Annotated in this window: 16 protein-coding genes; 6 read left to right on the top strand and 10 right to left on the bottom strand. The window is 41.0% G+C overall.

The window, feature by feature from the left end:
• Positions 1 to 135: 135 nt before the first annotated feature.
• From H8744_RS11930 to H8744_RS11895, 8 genes are all read right to left on the bottom strand, one after another.
• Positions 136 to 2739 (bottom strand): sensor histidine kinase, encoded by a 2604-nt coding sequence (locus tag H8744_RS11930; RefSeq protein ID WP_262435042.1) that lies wholly within the window; start codon positions 2737 to 2739, stop codon positions 136 to 138.
• 91 nt (positions 2740 to 2830) lie between these two features.
• Positions 2831 to 4075, bottom strand: a complete 1245-nt coding sequence (locus H8744_RS11925; protein WP_262435041.1) for an ABC transporter permease — start codon at positions 4073 to 4075, stop codon at positions 2831 to 2833.
• A gap of 12 nt (positions 4076 to 4087) precedes the next feature.
• A complete protein-coding gene (locus H8744_RS11920) occupies positions 4088 to 5380 on the bottom strand; it encodes an ABC transporter permease (RefSeq protein WP_262435040.1) in 1293 nt (430 codons plus the stop codon).
• A gap of 20 nt (positions 5381 to 5400) precedes the next feature.
• Positions 5401 to 6066 (bottom strand): ABC transporter ATP-binding protein, encoded by a 666-nt coding sequence (locus tag H8744_RS11915; RefSeq protein WP_262435039.1) that lies wholly within the window; start codon positions 6064 to 6066, stop codon positions 5401 to 5403.
• A 34-nt stretch (positions 6067 to 6100) separates the two neighbouring features.
• Positions 6101 to 7384 (bottom strand): ABC transporter permease, encoded by a 1284-nt coding sequence (locus H8744_RS11910; protein ID WP_262435038.1) that lies wholly within the window; start codon positions 7382 to 7384, stop codon positions 6101 to 6103.
• Positions 7385 to 7396: 12 nt separating this feature from the next.
• Positions 7397 to 8701 carry an ABC transporter permease gene (locus H8744_RS11905; RefSeq protein ID WP_262435037.1) on the bottom strand — a complete coding sequence of 435 codons (1305 nt, stop codon included), beginning with the start codon at positions 8699 to 8701 and terminating at the stop codon, positions 7397 to 7399.
• Positions 8702 to 8801: 100 nt separating this feature from the next.
• Entirely contained in the window at positions 8802 to 10049 is a 1248-nt protein-coding gene (locus tag H8744_RS11900) for an efflux RND transporter periplasmic adaptor subunit (RefSeq protein ID WP_262435036.1), read from the bottom strand.
• 176 nt (positions 10050 to 10225) lie between these two features.
• The gene (locus H8744_RS11895) at positions 10226 to 11131 is read right to left on the bottom strand and encodes a glucosaminidase domain-containing protein (protein ID WP_262435035.1); all 906 of its coding nucleotides are present in this window, start codon (positions 11129 to 11131) and stop codon (positions 10226 to 10228) included.
• 115 nt (positions 11132 to 11246) lie between these two features.
• Between H8744_RS11895 and H8744_RS11890 the strand changes: the two genes are divergently transcribed.
• The 5 genes from H8744_RS11890 to H8744_RS11870 all read left to right on the top strand — a co-directional run bounded on the left by H8744_RS11890 (position 11247) and on the right by H8744_RS11870 (position 15262).
• Positions 11247 to 11726: a cytidine deaminase gene (locus H8744_RS11890; protein ID WP_262435034.1), complete on the top strand. Its 480-nt coding sequence runs from the start codon at positions 11247 to 11249 to the stop codon at positions 11724 to 11726.
• An 8-nt stretch (positions 11727 to 11734) separates the two neighbouring features.
• Positions 11735 to 12574: an AraC family transcriptional regulator gene (locus H8744_RS11885; protein ID WP_262435033.1), complete on the top strand. Its 840-nt coding sequence runs from the start codon at positions 11735 to 11737 to the stop codon at positions 12572 to 12574.
• Between the two features lie 88 nt (positions 12575 to 12662).
• Positions 12663 to 13247 carry a DUF417 family protein gene (locus H8744_RS11880; RefSeq protein ID WP_262435032.1) on the top strand — a complete coding sequence of 195 codons (585 nt, stop codon included), beginning with the start codon at positions 12663 to 12665 and terminating at the stop codon, positions 13245 to 13247.
• 72 nt (positions 13248 to 13319) lie between these two features.
• Entirely contained in the window at positions 13320 to 14696 is a 1377-nt protein-coding gene (locus H8744_RS11875; RefSeq protein WP_262435031.1) for an FAD-dependent oxidoreductase, read from the top strand.
• A gap of 56 nt (positions 14697 to 14752) precedes the next feature.
• Entirely contained in the window at positions 14753 to 15262 is a 510-nt protein-coding gene (locus H8744_RS11870; RefSeq protein WP_262435030.1) for a GNAT family N-acetyltransferase, read from the top strand.
• A gap of 13 nt (positions 15263 to 15275) precedes the next feature.
• Here the strand turns inward: H8744_RS11870 and H8744_RS11865 are convergent, their stop codons facing one another.
• Both H8744_RS11865 and H8744_RS11860 read right to left on the bottom strand, forming a co-directional pair.
• Positions 15276 to 15896, bottom strand: a complete 621-nt coding sequence (locus tag H8744_RS11865) for a LysO family transporter (RefSeq protein WP_262435029.1) — start codon at positions 15894 to 15896, stop codon at positions 15276 to 15278.
• Positions 15886 to 16173, bottom strand: coding sequence for a LysO family transporter (locus tag H8744_RS11860; protein ID WP_262435028.1), 288 nt, complete (start codon positions 16171 to 16173; stop codon positions 15886 to 15888). The genes H8744_RS11865 and H8744_RS11860 overlap by 11 nt, the downstream gene beginning before the upstream one ends.
• 583 nt (positions 16174 to 16756) lie before the next feature.
• On the opposite strand from H8744_RS11860, the gene H8744_RS11855 reads away from it, so the two are divergent.
• Positions 16757 to 18349, top strand: a complete 1593-nt coding sequence (locus tag H8744_RS11855) for an ABC-F family ATP-binding cassette domain-containing protein (protein WP_262435027.1) — start codon at positions 16757 to 16759, stop codon at positions 18347 to 18349.
• Positions 18350 to 18614: the final 265 nt, after the last annotated feature.

The raw sequence follows: 18614 nt of genomic DNA, 5'->3' as shown, positions 1-18614 counted from the left end.
AACTTTATTATTTCCTATGAAAGAAGAGTCAAACGGTGTGCCAAAAAGGTAAGTTATTTATTTTCGGTCTATTACATTATAATAAAGGTGTCCGATAATGAACACTTTGTACGCAAGTGAACGTCAGCCTCGAATTCACTCACATGTATCCGGTATACGCACTGTGAAACGAGTCCCCTTCCCCACCTCGGAAGTTACAGAAATGTTTCCACGCAGTCGTCCCACAATAGTCTGGCAAATACTCAACCCTAAACCGGCTCCCTGAGTAAAGCTGTCAACCTTATAGAAACGTTCGAAAATATGTCTCAGCCCCTCTTCTGAAATACCTTTACCGGTGTCTTCCACAAACAAAGATACATACCCCGGCTCATCCTCTGTATAGCCAAAAGTAATAGAACCGCCCGACGTAAACTTAGCCGCATTATTGATCAGATTGTTAACAACCTGCTGCAAACGGACATTATCGGTAACAAGGTACTTCTTACTACCTTCAGGAATATCCAACAGCAGTTCTACCCCTTGTGGCATATTCAAACGCTGTGAATCGTGTACATTCTTCAACAACAACGGTAAACTATGCTTGGCAAACTGAAAATCCATCGTACCCGATTCAATGCGGGAAAGATCAAGAATATCGTTAATCAAAGCCAATAGCAGACTACAGTTCTTATTAATTGTCGCAATAAACTGCGCAACTTCTTCTTCGGTAAAATTGCTGGTATCGCTCAATAGATCGGAAAAGCCGACAATAGCATTCAACGGGGTTCTGATCTCATGACTCATATTTGCAAGGAAAGCGGACTTCAACTTGTCAGCCTGAAGAGCCTTATCGCGGGCAGTTGTCAATTCTTCCTCCGTAGACTTATAACGTTGTATACTTTGACAAATACCCAATATGCTATAAGGCACATCCGTTGTCAAACCGTTAAGCACAGAAGTACGATATTCCCACCATTCATATTTACCGTCTGCATTATATTGCCGAAAACTCATTCGTGCATTTTGTTTTTTTCCAGCCAATGCTTCATCAAACATGATTCTGATATCTTCAACCTCTTCCGGATGCATCTTGTCTTCAATCTCCGATCTGGAAACGGTTGTTAACGACTCTTCAAATCCAAAACGCTTAAGGAAACCTTGAGGAAAAGTAAACAAACCGGTCCTTATATTATATTGCCAAGGATAAATTGAACTTTCCTCCACAGCCAAATCAAAAAAACGTTTCTGCATCTCTTCATCAGATATATTGTGGGCAGAAACAGCTACTCCAGTAATGTTTCCGTGTGAGTGAATAGGAACCAGTTCTCCCGAAACCGGAAAATAACTACCGCTATGCACCTCTTGCATAAACGAATTAGCCGGAATTTCCACACTCTTTCCTTTAGTAATGACTTCCTTCAACATTTCACGTAAAACTTCCCGCCCATTAGTGTATATTTTAAAAATAGAACCGGCAGGCAATCCCTCATAAGGACGTACTGAAACGTCCAAAGGCAAATGAAGCATCTCCAAAAGGGCACGGTTGGTAAAATGGATCCGATAGTCCGTATCGTATGTGATTACTCCGTCACGGATAGAGTGGAAGATATTATCAAATTCATCCCGTTGAGCCACTAAACGGCTTTGTACAAGCAAGCGTGTTTGTGCATGCATTCTACGTCGTGCTTCCCGTCGATTCGCACGTATCAGCCAAACTACCACCAATACAAGTAAAGCCAAAATAGAAGCATATAGTAATATAAATAGAAACCGATATTTTTCCCAATAAGGCTGATTAAGTATCACCCCCGGAGTAGCCCGTTCTTTCTCTACATGGAAAAAGTCAAGTTGCTTAAAGTCATAATGGAAATCAACCGGAGTTTCCGTCATACCGAATTCCTCGGGAGGCGTACCTTTTAAAACTTTAGCAGCTCTTACACCCGCCATTCTGGAAGAAGTATAGGGATCGGCATCATAAGCACAAAAGACACCGTTAGTCAACGCTATACTTTGACAGGAAAAGAAAGGTGCCTTAGAGTTTTTACCAATAAAAGCCATAAAAGGAGACCACTTCGGCACAATGACAATACGTCCGTAACTATTACGAGGATAACAGATAGATGAAATAATATTACTCGTTGTTTCGGTTTGCACATTATATGTCAGCAGCTTATACTCCGGATGGCTTCGCAGGAACTTTCCATATTCATTCATAAAATCTTCCTTACCTTTTAGGCTCAGAAAGCTATTGTCATTGACACACACTACTTCTGTCCTGTTTGGAAATATTTTATTTGCTTGTTCCAGCAAAAGAGAGAAGTCGGGATTAGAAGTAAAACCGCAAACATTCGGTAATGTTGAAATTAATGCCTCATCCGGATATTTCATACCGTAATATACGACAGGAATTTGACGCGGTAACGAATCTCCACAATTAAAGAGAGTGTGGAAAGCCTCATCACTTACCGTTACAATTATATCTGTTCCACGATTACGGGCACGCTCACAAAAACGTTTCATAATGACCTTTTCAGAAGGATATGCCCAATAATCCGCGTCAAGATACTCCGTAACAATATTAACTTTCACTTTTTCTTCGCCAAATCCATCACATAACCCACGAATCAATTCAGAATGCCAAGGAGTCTGATTAGTATAAGACTGTATAAAAAGAATATTATAGGCACGCTCTGTAGCAGCTATTTGCGAAAAGACCGTAAATAACAGAAAACAGAATATATAGTAACGTCGTCGGTTCATTTTAAATAAGTATACTGCGTTGTTTCACAATTATGAACGCAAATATACGCTATAATACTGAGAAACAACGCAGAAATATAATTATTATTTTCTATTCTTCACGCAGAGCTTCGGCTGGCTGAATCTTCATAGCCTTGCGTGCCGGAATGCCAATCCCGATAATAATCATCAACAGGATAAGAATAAAGGACGTAACAGACGTTATTATGAAACGTCCTATCTCAAGGGTAGTATTGTTCATCCTGACATTAAACTCGGCATATGCCAGATTCCAGTCAATAATGACCGCTGGTATAGTAGCCAAAACAAGTAGCAAAACTCCTTCGGTCAGCAAACGGTAAAAAACAGTTTTGTTCGTACCTCCCAATGCCTTGTACAAAGCAATCTCACCACGGCGTTGCTGTGTACGGAACCAGAAAGTGCCCAATAATCCTAAAAAAATATTCAGTAAAAGAAAAGCCATACCGAATATATAATTACGGAGGTTATTTCGCGACTCTTGTTCAAAATTACGACGGATATCGGCAAATGAACGAATATCAGCAATAAAGACATTCCCCACCCGCAACTGTTTCTCACTATCCGCTTTCAATCGGTTAATAAAATCGACATCTTGATCCTCTTTTACACGAACGCATAACTCCAGATGGATATCATACGAATCATGTGAAAGATTGTGCAACACGCAATAAGAATCAAAAGCCTGTTCATGATCCGAATAACGAACCGGTTGTAATGAAGCAGCCAAACGGAAAGTGTTTGTCGTATCCCCATACAGGCAAAATTGTTTTCCCACCAGTGATGTCAGATCGATTCCATATTTCTCCTTAAACAGATTATTCGATACCAAAATATTCCTATCATCTTTCAGCATCTCAGCCAATTGTTCAGGAGTCTCACCACGGGCTCCCTGATAGCGGAATACCCGAATAAAATCAGGGGTAACATAACGACGAACCACATAATTATAAGAGTGCAAAGTATCATACCGCACATCAATCCCACTATTGCTACGATTATAAGGATGAGAACTCTGCGACAAACTCGCAGCCTCTATTTCCGGTCTGTGAGCGATTCGGTTGAATAGCTCATTGATCTCTTCAGCCATTAACGAATCATTAGGTATAAAATCAGGACTTTTATCAGTAAGTTCCCCCATGTTTATCAGGTAACAATGAGAAATATCGAATCCATGCGGTTCTGTATATACTCTGTATTGTACATAAATATAATCCACAACGTACCACATCACCACACTTACTAATAACAACTCAATGGATATCCATAGATTAGAGTGCCATTCGTTTTTTATCTGTGTAAATAGTTTCTTATTCATTGTATATTCAGTTTAGTGGGTCTTACCTCCCAAAGCGTTTACGATACTTGTACGAGATGCTCTCCAAGCGGGGATACCACTACTTAACAGGTTAAGTATAAAGCAGAAAAGCAATGCATACATAAAGGTTGAAGGGTGCAACAAAATGGAAGTACTGACTTCCGGTGTATTAAGTGTAAGACTATATGCCTGAGCAAAAAGTAAACTATTCCCTATATAAGCAAACAGTACACTGAACAATAATCCTATCATCCCCGCTAACACTGTTACTATCAGATTTTCCATGATTATCTGCCCCATCATCTCCATACGGGTACTTCCAAAAGCGCGACGTACCCCTATTTCAGATACACGTTGTCGCAATCGACTTTGTGTCATACTGCTGAGATTGATAGCCGGCACTAATAAAAGAATTACAAAAATAATAATCCGTTGTCTACGTTCAGCCTTGACATCCGGTTCTAAGTTAGCTGCAAAGTCAATGGCCTGCTTTTCCTGGTCGTAAGGCCGATTCCGGTATATTAGCTCATAACCATTATCATTCAAAATCTTATTATATTGCTGTCGAGCCTTTTCACATTCGTCATGAATAGCAGTGAAATCACTGTTATTACGAGCCAGAATTGTAACACTCATCATACCCATGTGATTATCACTCCAAGTGTCTGTAGCCATATTTGTAGAGGTATAAGGTATCCACACTTGTCCATAAGCAGATGAAGCTAATGTAGAAACATCTTTCACAACACCTGCCACCGTGTAAGGAGCGTGATTAAGTAAAAATGAACGTCCCGAAACTTCAGTACTGCCAAACAAGGCCCTAGCAACACTCTCCGTAATTACAGCAACCGGAAGTCCTGAATTAAATGTAGCCTCATCATAAGGTTTACCATTCACAAAAATAAAATCAAATACCGTCCAAAAAGTGTCATCGGTCTGCCGTAAATCTATACTTACCGCAGGAGCATTGGGAATTGATGCCGGTGTAGTAATTGCCGCAATGCTATAGATGGTAACTGCTTCAGGCAAAGTAAGAGATTTGAAACAGGCTTTGGCTGTTTGGACACTCATAGGACCGTTACTGGTACCATCTCCCCAGCTTTTGTTGGCAATGCTCATGAACCGCACATGTAAAAAACGGTCACGATTACTTTCCGGTGAGAAAGGAGCCACTTTCACCTGTTGTATCATTACCACCAGCATTATAAGGAATATAGCAAGAGCTGTCCCCAACACGCTGACGAAACTAATAACGGGTTGTTGACGTAATTGCGCTAATGCTTGTTTAAAATATTGCTTGATCATGTTAATATACTTATTATTACTCATTCCACCTGACGACCGTCAAAAAAACGCACAGTACGGGATGTTTGTCTGGCTTGTTCTTCATTATGTGTCACCATCACTATTGTACGACCATCTTCTTTATTCAGCCGGTGTAAAAGTTCCATTACTTCAGTCCCCATTTTAGAATCCAGATTACCAGTAGGTTCATCGGCAAGTATTATTTCAGGATTGCCAACAATAGCTCTTGCAATGGCTACGCGCTGACACTGACCACCCGAAAGCTGTGTCGGCATATGACGCATACGGTGACTCAATCCTACTTTCTGCAAAACCTCCTCAGCCAAACGACGACGTTCTTTGGCTGACACCTTTCTATATAATAAAGGCAATTCAACATTATCTAATACGTTTAATGAATTAATCAGATGGAAAGACTGGAAAACAAAACCCAACTTTTGATTACGGAAGGCCGCAAGTTCTTTGTCTTTCATTCCTTCCGTACGAGTACCGTCTATTTCAATAGTACCACTGGTAGGTGCGTCAAGTAATCCGATAATATTCAATAACGTGGATTTACCGCAACCTGACGGTCCCATAATACTTAGGAATTCTCCCCTATTTACCTCAAGGTTTACGTTTTCAAGCGCAACCGTCTCGATCTCATTTGTCCGATAAATCTTGTCAATAGCAGTTAACTTAATCATAATCAGTTTTTATTTAAATTTATTTTATTATCTCTTATTCATCTCGCAATGCTTCGGTTGGTAATATCCGGCTGATTTTCCGAGCCGGAATATATACTCCCAACAAAACTACTGCCACGATGACAATATAAACAATCACAGAAACAGCCACAAAATGATAAGTAAAATCATTTATCCAGTAATTCCCAAAAGGTTCTCCCATCGTATATAATCCTTCTGAAAGTCCGTATTGCAAATAAATGAAACAACCGATAACTACAGCTATAGTAGCCAATACAGCCCCTTCCCCTAATAACATGCGTATAATATGCGATGGATTAGCACCATAAGACAACATTACTCCTACTTCTTCACAACGGCTTCTGGTCTGTAACCAAAATGTTCCGGTGACACCAAGTACCAAGTTAATGAGGAAAAATAAGCAAAGTACCGTATTCATCCGATAAGTATTGGTCACTCCATAGCCATATTCCATGTCTTTAATATGATCGTCATACGAAACGACACTTCGTACAAACAGATTGCCAAATTTTAAATGTGTAGTCATATAAGACCGGAATTCATGGAGAAAACGACTCTCTGAAATACCCTCTTGCAAACGAAACACGATCTTAGAATCAGCAGGATCGTTATCATCATCGTCAGCATCCATAACTTTAAAGAATACAGGAAGAGGTTGTTCAAAAGAACGATACCGTATATTATCTACCACTCCTACTACTCGATAAGGAATAGTATCACTAATGTAACTTGAATATAATTTCTTTCCAGTAAGTTCCATACCCGGGAAAAATTGGTCCGACATATTCTGCGTACAAATTATATCATTTTGTTCATAATCCCTTTCATCCAGTTGCCGTGCTGTATGGCCTCCTAACCCCTTAATTCCATAAGTCTCAAAAAAACAGGTATGCGGTAGAAAAAACATTCCTCGTACCCCAACCGATAATGAATCATATTTAAGTGTGTTTCCATATGTACCTGGAGAATTAGGATAAGAAAAGCTAACAACCGGAGTGGCACTTTGAACTCCTTCATAACGACGTACGTCATCTAAAATGCGAAAAAGATTATTCATCCTATGTATGGAATCGTCTTCCTCTTCATCATCATCCGCAGACTGTAATGGGATAGTTCCAAGATTAAGCATATACAATCCATTAGTATCGTATCCTAAAGGTAGATTTCGATTATATGTCATCACAACCATCGGATCTACCATAATCCAAGTCAGTATACTTACCAGAATAAGTTCACCAAATAACCAAATATTACGGCGGCGGCGCGCCCAAAGATTCTTTAAAATCAATCGTATCATATGTCTCTCCTCCTATCTTTTTTCATTTAATGAATACACTATATTCTTACGCAACGAACGGATGGCCGGTATCAACGCTGACAATAGATTCATAGCGATACAAAAAAGCAGAGCAACAACAAATACCATTGGAGCAAACAACATATCTACACCATACGATACTTTTATTCCTTCCGGAAGAGGATCGGGAAAAGTATCCAACATACTAAAAACTGCACCACCCGAAAAATAGAGGGATAACCAGGCCAAAACCAACCCCAGCAAACCACCCAAAAGAGATAATAACAGATTTTCCCACATCACTTGTCCCAATAGGCCCCGACGATTGGCCCCAAATGCTTTACGAACCCCCATCTCGGGTAATCGGCACTCCATACGATGAGAAATCATACCACTCAAATTAAGCGCAGGAACAAAAAGTAAAACCATGAATATGAGTACAAAATAAGTCATTACAGTAGTCCAATCCACACCTACATTACTCCATACATGAAAAGTACTTTGCCAATACATTTCCGGTTGATCCTGAATATCTAAATGACCGTCACTGTTTTTTCCAGAAGTGTTATATTTACGTACTAACTCATGTACCTGCTCTTTTACCAATGCTATATTAGCACGATCTTTGACTTTGATATAAGCTTCGTAATAACCTAAAGGCCATGACCAACTTTTTTCATAGCCATCCACAGTAGTATATGGTAAATATAATTGTGCATAAGAAACAGGGGTGAGGAAACTTGCTCCCTTTACTACTCCTACAATCTGAACATCTGTAAAGTTCAACGAAATATGTTTCCCAACCACATTTTCGGCAGAACCAAATAATTGCCTAGCAAAGTCATCTGATATAACCGCTTTCTGTAGACCACTTAGACGATCGGCTTTCGAAAAAGGAGATCCATCCAGAAAAGTAAATGTAAATACGCGAAAGAAATTCTCATCCGTATATCTCACAAAAGCAGGAATTTCTTCCCCTCCATCAGCCGGTTGAACAAAATCGTCCTCATCCGAAGGCTCTCCAAACGTACCGGTAACTGCTTCCACTCCTTTAAGGGGATAAAGCCATTCATTGAGAATGTTGTAACTGATCGCTGAAGAACTTTGCCCACTTTCCGATACAAGACTTCCTGACTTAACAACTAATGTAAGATTACGTCCCGTCTCCGGGTAAACCGGAGCTAAACGTATGTAATACATAATAGAAATAATCATCGTCATGGTAATAGCAAGCGCTGTTCCTACCACATAAAGCACGCTAAAAAGTTTCTCCTCCTTCAGCATATGCCAAGCCTGTTTGATATAAAGTTTTATCATACAAAAAATGTTTCTATTAGGTGAGGTTTGTATATTGCAACCGTTCCTTTCCTTAAAAAGGAACGGTTGCGTTGAGAAAAATATAATGAGAGAGAAAGGATTATTTTACCTTCAGTTTAGTCTTATTCCGATACTGGCTCATATCGCTGACCACGATTCTATCTCCCGGTTGAAGACCACTGATGACCTCCACGAATTCAAAGTTGGAATCGCCAAGCTGTACTTTTCGTTTTACTATTTCATCGTCAGAAGTCATCACAAACAGTTCGTATTCGCCACGTCCCACATAGTAAGATGCATTGGCAATACGCATCACATCTTCTTTTACCGCATTCATCACATATACATCCGTCTTCAAGCCTGAACGTAAACGCTTATTATTATCATCAACCAATTGCACGGAAAAAGAGATAACTCCATTCTTAGATAACGGTGTCACACTACTGATCACACCTTCCAATTTCTCACTCCCAACTTTGACTATAGCTTTGCCACCGGCAGCAACCCGATCCCCATAGGTGTCGGCAATTTCGCCTTCCACCTTGAAATGACTCAGATCGGAAATAATGGCAACCTGTCCGCCTTGGGGAACCTGGGCACCCACTTGGTTATTAATATAAGTAAGAATGGCCTTACGCGGTGAACGTATCTGCGCATCGTCCAATGTACGTTTCATCTCCGCAAGACTTTTCCGGAAGATGTTGAAATCGAGTTCCTGCACTTGTAGTTCAGCAGCAGCAACCTCTTTTTCATTATTATATTGTTGTTTGAGTTGCTCATATTCCAATTGTGCCACGTTATAACTAAGTTCAGCTTGCCGTACTTTATCAGTCGTACCGGCACCAAGGCTATCCAGATAATGTTCATTCCGTAATTCAACCTTCATACGGTTCAATTTCATGGCAGATATTTTTATCTGCATAGCCATATCCGAAAGTTTAGTCTGGTTGTTAACGCGAAGCTGGTCTAATTTATATCGCCTCATCTGTTCCTCGTCCAATAACTTCTTGTATTCTGTTTCCGTACTTTGCAAGTCAAGTTTTAAGATCGGAGTACCAACTTCCACACTATCACCACCACGGCGATACACTTCTACAATACGGCTATTGATCGGAGAATTGATAATCTCTTCAAAAGCCGGTGCTACTTTGCCGGAAGCGCTGACGCTAACTTCAATCGTACCTTGGTCTACGGTAGACAATACTAAATCTTTCTTTTGTACCCCAGTCCTCATCAATGAAATAAGCACACTGATCATTACGATACTGATGACACCGATAGCCGAAAAACGGATAACCTTTTTATTACGCTCCTTGTTGCGTGTCTCTTTTGGAATTTCTCTGTCCATGATGTATTATTACGAATTATAAACTATAATCAGAGATACCAATACCATGCCAAAGTCTTAATTCATTGAAAACAAGGAGTAAGAAGAAAAAGCAGGGTGTTCGTTTCCGAACACCCTGTACGAATTTAGATTGTCGATAAACTATCGCCATGAAGTATTTTACTTCAAACCTCATGCTATCTCAACCTGAGCCTGTCTCCCACTTCGGGGATATAATCACCGTCCTTCCGGTTCATCTTATATAGATTCTTTAATCGGATACCATACTTCTGAGAAATTGTATGCATAGAATCCCCGTCCTTCACGATATATACATTATACTGTTTCGGTGCTTTCTTCTTCTTAGCTTTCAGATAAATAATATCTCCCTGGGTCAATTCATAATCACGGTGAAGGTCATTGTATTTCACCAGCTTCTTCCAACTGATGTGGAATTCATCTCCCAATTCCTGGAAAGTATCTCCGTCACGAGCCACCACGTAGGCAATTTCATTGGCAATGTAAACCGGATGCGGATTTAGCAACCAAGGATGCTTGCGCAACTTACGTTTCGAATATACACCTTTCGCATCATACTTGTATAAATCATAATCTTCGATAATCGTTATCAAACGATTGGCATACGAAGGGTCGGTAGCATATCCTGCCTTTTTCAGTCCGCGAGCCCAACCTTTATAGTCCCGGATTTCCAATTTGAAAAGGAATGCATAGCGTGCCCCCTTGGTCAGAAACTGCGAGTGGTCATCATAAGAATCCTTGGGACTTTTATAAGCCCGGAAACATTCATTGCGGGCATCATCGTCATGACGTACCGTACGTCCCCTCCAGTTTCCTCCGCATTTTATACCGAAGTGATTGTTACTTTTACGCGCCAGTTCACTCATCCCCGCACCACTTTCAAGCAAACCTTGCGCCAATGTGATACTAGCCGGAATTTTATGTACCTTCATCTGTTCGATAGCAAGGTCTTTATACTTATTTATATAGTCTACATAACGTGAATTCCGGCGCTGCGCTTGCGCACTCACAGAGGATATCAGCACAACGGTAAGCGCGATCAGTTTGAATAGTCTATTATCCATTATATAATCGGTAATATGAGTTAATTGGCACAAAAATCATAAAAATAATTGGGATTATCAATCTCTTTCCTAACTTTGTAACATTAATTGTAAAACATAAGCCCTTGATAGAGTTATGAAAGACTTAATCCTGACCTCCATTATCAAAGTATATCAGTTCGACGAGCTTAGTCCTACCGACCAAAACTTGATGAAAACCGCCATGGATGCTACAGTACGTAGTTATGCCCCGTATTCCCGCTTTTCCGTAGGCGCTGCGGCTCTGCTTGCCAATGGCATCGTAATAACCGGAACGAATCAGGAGAATGCCGCTTATCCATCAGGGCTATGTGCCGAACGTATCACATTGTTTTATGCCAACTCCCAGTATCCCGACCAACCGGTAATGACTCTCGCCATCGCCGCCCGTACCGAAAAGGATTTCATCGATTTGCCTATTCCCCCTTGCGGTGCCTGTCGTCAAGTGATTCTGGAAACTGAAAAACGCTATAAGCAACCCATCCGTATCTTACTCTACGGAAAAAAAGAGATATACGAAGTAAAGAGCATCTGCGACTTACTACCACTTTCATTTGATGCTTCGGCAATGGAATAAAAAATAGGATGAAACACGAATATACTACTAAGCTAAAGGGTAGGCTCGTGCTAACCGATGCCTACCATGCAGACGAAAGCCTGCAAACAGAAAAGAGCCTTTACAGATTTATCTGGGTAAGGGAAGGGAACATTACACTAGAAATCGACCATCAGGAGGTGCCTTTGGCTAAAAACGAAGTGATCTCCCTGACAAATCTTCAACATCTGGAGTTTAAATCGATCGACGGTGAATACTTGACGCTATTGTTTAATGGAAACTTCTATTGCATCTATGGCAATGACCATGAAGTTTCCTGTAGCGGATTTCTTTTCAATGGTTCTTCAAATGTCATCCGCTTCATATTGGATGAAGAAGAACAAAAGATTTTGAATGAAATCGTTGAAGCACTGAAAAGGGAATTTACCGTATCGGACAGTCTGCAAGAAGAGATGCTGAGGATTCAGCTCAAACGTTTCATTATCCAGGCTACCCGTATAGCTCGTCGTCGACTCAACATCACACAAGAGAAAGAATACACTTTCGAAGTAATCCGCCAATTCTATATCTTGGTCGATACCCACTTCCGGGAAAAAAAGCAGGTACAGGACTATGCCGACCTTTTGCATAAATCTCCTAAAACACTATCGAATATATTCTCTACCTGCAAACTACCCTCTCCCTTGCGGGTCATTCATGAACGGGTGGAAGCAGAAGCTAAACGCCTGTTGCTCTATAGCACTAAAAGTTCGAAAGAGATTGCCGATCTACTGGGATTTGAAGACCAATCATCTTTCAGCCGATTCTTTAAAAACATGACGGGACAAAGTACTGTCCAGTTCCGAAACGAGGCCGAAGGGAAGAATTGATAACTGATCCGGTCAAATTGCTATTTCCGGTGAATGGAAAAACGATGATCTTTGCATCAGAAAGTTAAATCCATAAAAAGTTATAGCAATGAAAGAAAAATTAATCACAATTCTCACCTTTACATCAGGTCTCAAAGGTTTCGGTATTAAGTTTATCCGTGTAGCAATCCTCGTAGTATTCGTCTGGATCGGTGGACTGAAATACTGGCACTACGAAGCTGATGGCATCGTACCTTTCGTTGCCAACAGTCCGTTCATGAGTTTCTTCTACGCCAAAGGCGCACCTGAATATAAAGAACACAAAAATCCGGAAGGAGCATATGTTCCCGAAAACCGGGAATGGCACGAGGCTAACAACACATACGCTTTCTCGTATGGTCTAGGAGCGCTCATCATGAGTATCGGTATCCTCGTGTTCCTAGGGATTTTCTTCCCGAAAGTGGGACTTGCCGGTGATACACTCGCCATTATAATGACGTTAGGAACTTTATCTTTCCTTATCACCACTCCCGAAGTATGGGTACCTAATCTGGGAGGTGATGAATTCGGTTTCCCACTATTGTCAGGTGCTGGCCGGTTGGTAATTAAAGATATCGTGATATTGGCAAGCGCAGTCGTTTTACTTTCCGATTCTTCACAAAAGGTATTAAAATCGATGACCTCCCGAAAATAGCAAGGAACAAATCCCTCTATGCCAATGTTATTCTCCTTATTAGAAACCTAACCTTTTAAAAAAACAAAGCATATGAAACAATATGATGCAATTATAATCGGGTTCGGCAAAGGTGGAAAAACATTGGCAGCCGAACTATCCAACCGCAACTGGAAAGTTGCCCTTATCGAACGTTCCGAAAAGATGTACGGAGGTGCGTGCATTAACGTAGCTTGTATACCAACTAAAGCATTGATACACGAAGCGGAGATGTCGACTTTAATGTATCAGGGAGATTTCAAGAAACAAAGCAACTTCTACAAATTAGCAATTGGCCGAAAGGACAGGCTAACATCTTATCTTAGAGATACGAATTACGATGAGCTTGCCAACCAATCTAACGTGACCATTTACACGGGAACAGCTTCGTTTACATCGCCCAATACAGTAAAAGTCAAACTTCCCGATGAAGAAATCGAGTTACAAGGCAAGGAGATTTTTATCAATACCGGCTCTACAAGTATCATTCCTGCCATTGACGGTCTTCGTGATAGCAAGAACGTTTATACCAGTTCTACGATACTCGATCTGGATATGCTTCCGAAACACCTGATCATCATCGGGGGAGGATATATCGGACTGGAATTTGCATCCATGTATGCTGGCTTCGGAAGTAAAGTCACAATATTGGAAGGAGGAAGGCTTTTCATGCCGGAAATGGATCGTGACATAGCCGATAGTGTACTCAAAGTATTCGAAACGAAAGGCATCGAAACTCGTTTCAATGTACGGGCACAATCGGTACATGATACTCCGGATGGTGTAACCGTTGCATATACCGATGCTTCGGACGGCACTCCATACTTTGTCGAAGGAGATGCGATCCTGATTGCAACCGGCAGAAAACCTATGATCGAAGGGCTGAACCTGCAAGTAGCAGATGTAAAGGTAGATGCACACGGAGCAATTATAACCGATGTACATCTGCATACCACCAACCCGCATATCTGGGCGATGGGGGATGTTAAAGGCGGTCCGCAGTTTACCTATGTCTCTTTAGATGATTACCGAATCATCCGTAACAAACTATTCGGTGATAAAGAACGTACTACAGACGATCGTAATCCGATAGCCTATGCTGTGTTTATCGACCCTCCTCTGGCTCATGTAGGACTGACGGAAAGCGAAGCCCTTAAGAGAGGATATTCCTTCAAAGTATCTCGTTTACCAGCCACGGCAGTTGCCCGTTCACGCACTTTGCAACAGACGGACGGTTTACTGAAAGCCATCATTGATTCGCATACTGGAAAAATCATGGGATGCACGCTGTTTTGTGCCGATGCTTCCGAGATTATCAATATCGTCAATGTTGCCATGAAGACCGGTCAGCACTATACTTTCCTACGCGACTTTATCTTTACCCATCCGAGTATGAGTGAAGTATTAAATCGCCTCTTCACATTCGATTAACGGCTGATTGCAGAATTCACGCGGAATCTGTATCTTTGCCTGCAAATTATGAAATCATGAGTACTACTTTCGAGTTCAGACCAGCCAAAGATACAGATACCGCAAGAATTTGGGAAATTATATTGCAAGCCAAAGCGCAAATGCTCCGCCAGAATAAACAACAGTGGGACGAAACCTATCCCGCACCCCAAAACATCACCAACGACATCGATCAAGGATATGCTTATGTGTTGTGTCATAAGAATATCCCAATAGCTTACGGGGCCGTTGTTTTCGATGGAGAACCAGCGTATGAATGTATAGAAGGCGAATGGCTGAGTGTACAATCCTATGTAGTTGTCCATCGCCTTGCCGTTGCCGATGAAATGAAACAACAAGGTATCGCCACCCTCTTCATGCAAAAAGTAGAACTACTCGCTTTAGAAAAGGGCGTGCATAGCTTCAAAGTAGATACCAACTTCGACAATTTTTACATGCACAAGATGCTCGACAGACTAGGATTCACGCATTGTGGAGAAGTTATCTACAAAAGAGGCTCACGCATGGCTTATGAAAAGCTATTATAACCGGCTGTAATTTCTACATACTGCAAAACAAAGAGACAAAGAACGGAACACTCATATCAATCAGAATTCCGTGGAAGATAGCAACCGGGATCATCTCCTTCCCCGAACACAGCGTTATGGAAGGTAATAGAACATCCATCGAGTTGACTCCTGCGGCAGAGATCGGTGCTAATTTTCCGAAGTATTTACGGATATACGGTAGCCCGAGCAAAGCAATCATTTCGCGGAATATGTTCGCGAGTAAGGCAATCGTTCCCAATTCTGTAGCCAATTGTAAACCTATTGATGCCTCCTTGAACTGTGTGATCAGTATGGAAGAGAGGGAATAATAAGCAAAACCGCTTCCTACTGCCATACAATCGAAAACACTCCACTGGCTCAACACCAAACTGGCTAAAGCCGAAAAGGTTAATGTCCCGACAATAGTAGCCAAAGGCACCAGCAACATACTGAAACGTAAGTTTTTTATCAAACCTTTCAGATTCTTGTTACTCCCGATACCAATGCCTACCTGCAACATCAACGCATAAAGTATGTACATGGACAGATCATGCATGTTAAACTGGAAGTCATTAAAGATTCCGACCAAACACCCCACGCAGAAGAATGCGACAACAATCAAACTACCCTTCATGACTATCCCCTCCTTTCTTAAAGAACAAACGGAACACAACCAGCGAAGCCAACATGCTGCCGAAGATACTCAATGAGGCCAAAATAATAGCCTGACTACCGAACTTACCCAAATTATTAATGATTAAACTATTGGAGCCGATCGAGACCCCCAATACAAAAAGTAAAAGAAAAATAGTAACGGACGTGGTCTTTTCGACCTTTTGCAAGAACTTCAAATTGCGCAATACGTATCCGATGCCAATACCGGCAAACATGACAGATATTATAGAAAACATAACTATAAACGATTATAAGTTGGATAATAGGTTAATTAATGGACTGTCGGTGTAGAAACCATCCATTTGCACCTCTCACAGTTTTCATCCGATTAAAATGAAAAAAAGAAGAGCTAAAGCAGGAAAAGAAAGGAAGAAAATTCAAACAAAACCACTGAACCAATGTACATGTACAATGAAGTGACCGCACAAGGTCAAACGTCCCCATGCAACATTGCACACACTATATGTCGGAGTAAACAATCGGTTCATATCATTCTTTAATTTGCGCTGCAAAGATAGCACTATTGCGCATATTTTCCAAATAAATATTCATATATTAAAGAATTACTCCCACGTCCATTAGTTTTGCTTTGCTAATTCCGATTATTGTTCTACCTTTGCCGTTGAAATCAAATAGACCATTCCGATGAGAATATTCCAATAAGACAATACATTTCGGTAAACATCACTTTTAATATGCTATCTTCTTATCATCGCTGAGCATCACAAACGTGAATGTTTAGCCACTATTGTGTTTGTCCTTCACCTCAATTTGTGTTTTATATCCCCCAAGTTTTCAACTTTCAAACCAATAGTTAGCATGACTATATCCATCCAGCAAATCGAATACATACACCCGGATAAAGAAGTCCTGTTCAAAAACCTTAACCTGTACATAAACAAAGGACAGAAGATTGCACTAACAGGTAATAACGGTTCGGGAAAATCAACCCTGATGCAAATCATCGCAGGGCAACTATCTCCATCCGCAGGTACGGTAGTAGCTACGGGCCCATTGTATTATATTCCGCAACATCTCGGACAATATGACGGTCAAAGCATTGCACAAGCTTTACGTGTAGATCATAAAATTAAAGCACTTCACGCCATCCTAAACGGAGACGCATCAATTGAGAATTTCAATATTCTGAACGACGATTGGAATATTGAAGAGCGCATAAAGACCGCACTTGCCTCGTGGGGGTTGGGGGAAAAATGTCCCTCCCAACCCATGGATGAATTAAGCAGCGGAGAAAAGACACGGGTGTTTCTTGCAGGAATGGACATCATCGCTCCTTCTAACATCCTCTTGGATGAACCGACCAATCATCTGGATACATCCGGCAGAAACCGGCTCTATGATTTCATCCAACGAACCGGTGCGACCTTGCTCATCATCAGTCATGACCGGACACTGCTCAATCTGTTGAACACCACTTGCGAACTTACGCCTAATGGCATCAATACGTATGGTGGAAATTATGAGTTTTATAAAGAGCAGAAAACTATTCTCCAAAAAGCACTTCTACAACAATTGGAAGAGAAAGAAAAAGAACTACGTGTTACCAAAAAGTTAGCGCGGGAAGTAGCCGAGCGAAAAGAGAAACAAAATGTTCGAGCAGAAAAAGGTATCAACAAAAAGGGGCTCCCCCGCATAGTAATCAACAACCTGAAAAATAAAGCCGAAAACAGTACGGCAAAGCTGAAAGATATCCATATGGAAAAGTCAGAAAAACTTGCCGATGACATGACACGAATCCGCAGCAATCTTTCATCTACAGCGGTGCTTAAGACAAATTTCAATGCTTCGGGATTGCACACCGGAAAAATCCTGATTACGGCAACTGCTATTAATTTCGGTTATGAGAATAAAGATGAATTATGGAAAGTACCCGTCAGTTTTCAACTGAAAAGTGGTGAACGCCTCCAGATAGAAGGATCTAATGGTTGCGGTAAAACCACTTTACTGAAACTAATCACAGGTGAAATTATGCCTTCACAAGGAGTATTATCACGTGCAGAGTTCAAATACATCTATCTCAATCAGGAATATTCCATCATACACAACGGACTTACTATTCTGGAACAAGCAGAAACGTTCAACAACAGGAATCTACCGGAGCATGAAATAAAGACTATCCTCAACCGCTACCTATTCCCGGCTCCAACATGGAATAAATCGTGCCGGGCACTCAGCGGCGGAGAGAAAATGAGACTCGCTTTCTGTTGTCTGATGATCAGTGACAATACTCCTGACTTATTCATTTTGGATGAACCGACTAACAACCTGGATATTCAAAGCATAGAAATAATCACTGCAACTATCAGAGATTATACAGGTACGGTAATAGTGGTTTCACACGATAGATATTTCGTGAATGAAATAAGGATTGAAAGAAGCATCAAGCTCTAAAGAAATAAGCTCCGACCGCTGTTATGAATCCGGAATATTATTCTCATAGTTACAGTGCTTATCAAATTCCAAAAGGCAGGGGCACTTGCCTGAAACAGGCTGTGGACACTATACATTAATGCCCATAGCTTTCTTATGATATCGGTTCCGTTTAATTAAACCCTAGCCACCATTAGACTACGGGAAACCGACCTTTACTTCAAAAGGAACCATGTCAGACATGGGGATGTAAAGCAGTGAAACACCCCCATGTAAAGCAGTCAAA

Origin of the sequence: Jilunia laotingensis (assembly GCF_014385165.1) — a bacterium.
GTDB classification, from domain to species: Bacteria; Bacteroidota; Bacteroidia; order Bacteroidales; family Bacteroidaceae; genus Bacteroides; species Bacteroides laotingensis.
This window is presented reverse-complemented; position numbering and strand designations above follow the sequence as displayed.

What these genes read in the sequence shown, in the direction of transcription:
- H8744_RS11925 (WP_262435041.1), bottom strand. Translation starts at nt 4,075, where the DNA reads ATGAATAAGAAACTATTTACACAGATAAAAAACGAATGGCACTCTAAT.
- H8744_RS11875 (WP_262435031.1), top strand. Translation starts at nt 13,320, where the DNA reads ATGAAACAATATGATGCAATTATAATCGGGTTCGGCAAAGGTGGAAAA.
- H8744_RS11900 (WP_262435036.1), bottom strand. Translation starts at nt 10,049, where the DNA reads ATGGACAGAGAAATTCCAAAAGAGACACGCAACAAGGAGCGTAATAAA.
- H8744_RS11890 (WP_262435034.1), top strand. Translation starts at nt 11,247, where the DNA reads ATGAAAGACTTAATCCTGACCTCCATTATCAAAGTATATCAGTTCGAC.
- H8744_RS11895 (WP_262435035.1), bottom strand. Translation starts at nt 11,131, where the DNA reads ATGGATAATAGACTATTCAAACTGATCGCGCTTACCGTTGTGCTGATA.
- H8744_RS11920 (WP_262435040.1), bottom strand. Translation starts at nt 5,380, where the DNA reads ATGATCAAGCAATATTTTAAACAAGCATTAGCGCAATTACGTCAACAA.
- H8744_RS11880 (WP_262435032.1), top strand. Translation starts at nt 12,663, where the DNA reads ATGAAAGAAAAATTAATCACAATTCTCACCTTTACATCAGGTCTCAAA.
- H8744_RS11905 (WP_262435037.1), bottom strand. Translation starts at nt 8,701, where the DNA reads ATGATAAAACTTTATATCAAACAGGCTTGGCATATGCTGAAGGAGGAG.
- H8744_RS11885 (WP_262435033.1), top strand. Translation starts at nt 11,735, where the DNA reads ATGAAACACGAATATACTACTAAGCTAAAGGGTAGGCTCGTGCTAACC.
- H8744_RS11860 (WP_262435028.1), bottom strand. Translation starts at nt 16,173, where the DNA reads ATGTTTTCTATAATATCTGTCATGTTTGCCGGTATTGGCATCGGATAC.
- H8744_RS11855 (WP_262435027.1), top strand. Translation starts at nt 16,757, where the DNA reads ATGACTATATCCATCCAGCAAATCGAATACATACACCCGGATAAAGAA.
- H8744_RS11915 (WP_262435039.1), bottom strand. Translation starts at nt 6,066, where the DNA reads ATGATTAAGTTAACTGCTATTGACAAGATTTATCGGACAAATGAGATC.
- H8744_RS11910 (WP_262435038.1), bottom strand. Translation starts at nt 7,384, where the DNA reads ATGATACGATTGATTTTAAAGAATCTTTGGGCGCGCCGCCGCCGTAAT.
- H8744_RS11870 (WP_262435030.1), top strand. Translation starts at nt 14,753, where the DNA reads ATGAGTACTACTTTCGAGTTCAGACCAGCCAAAGATACAGATACCGCA.
- H8744_RS11930 (WP_262435042.1), bottom strand. Translation starts at nt 2,739, where the DNA reads ATGAACCGACGACGTTACTATATATTCTGTTTTCTGTTATTTACGGTC.
- H8744_RS11865 (WP_262435029.1), bottom strand. Translation starts at nt 15,896, where the DNA reads ATGAAGGGTAGTTTGATTGTTGTCGCATTCTTCTGCGTGGGGTGTTTG.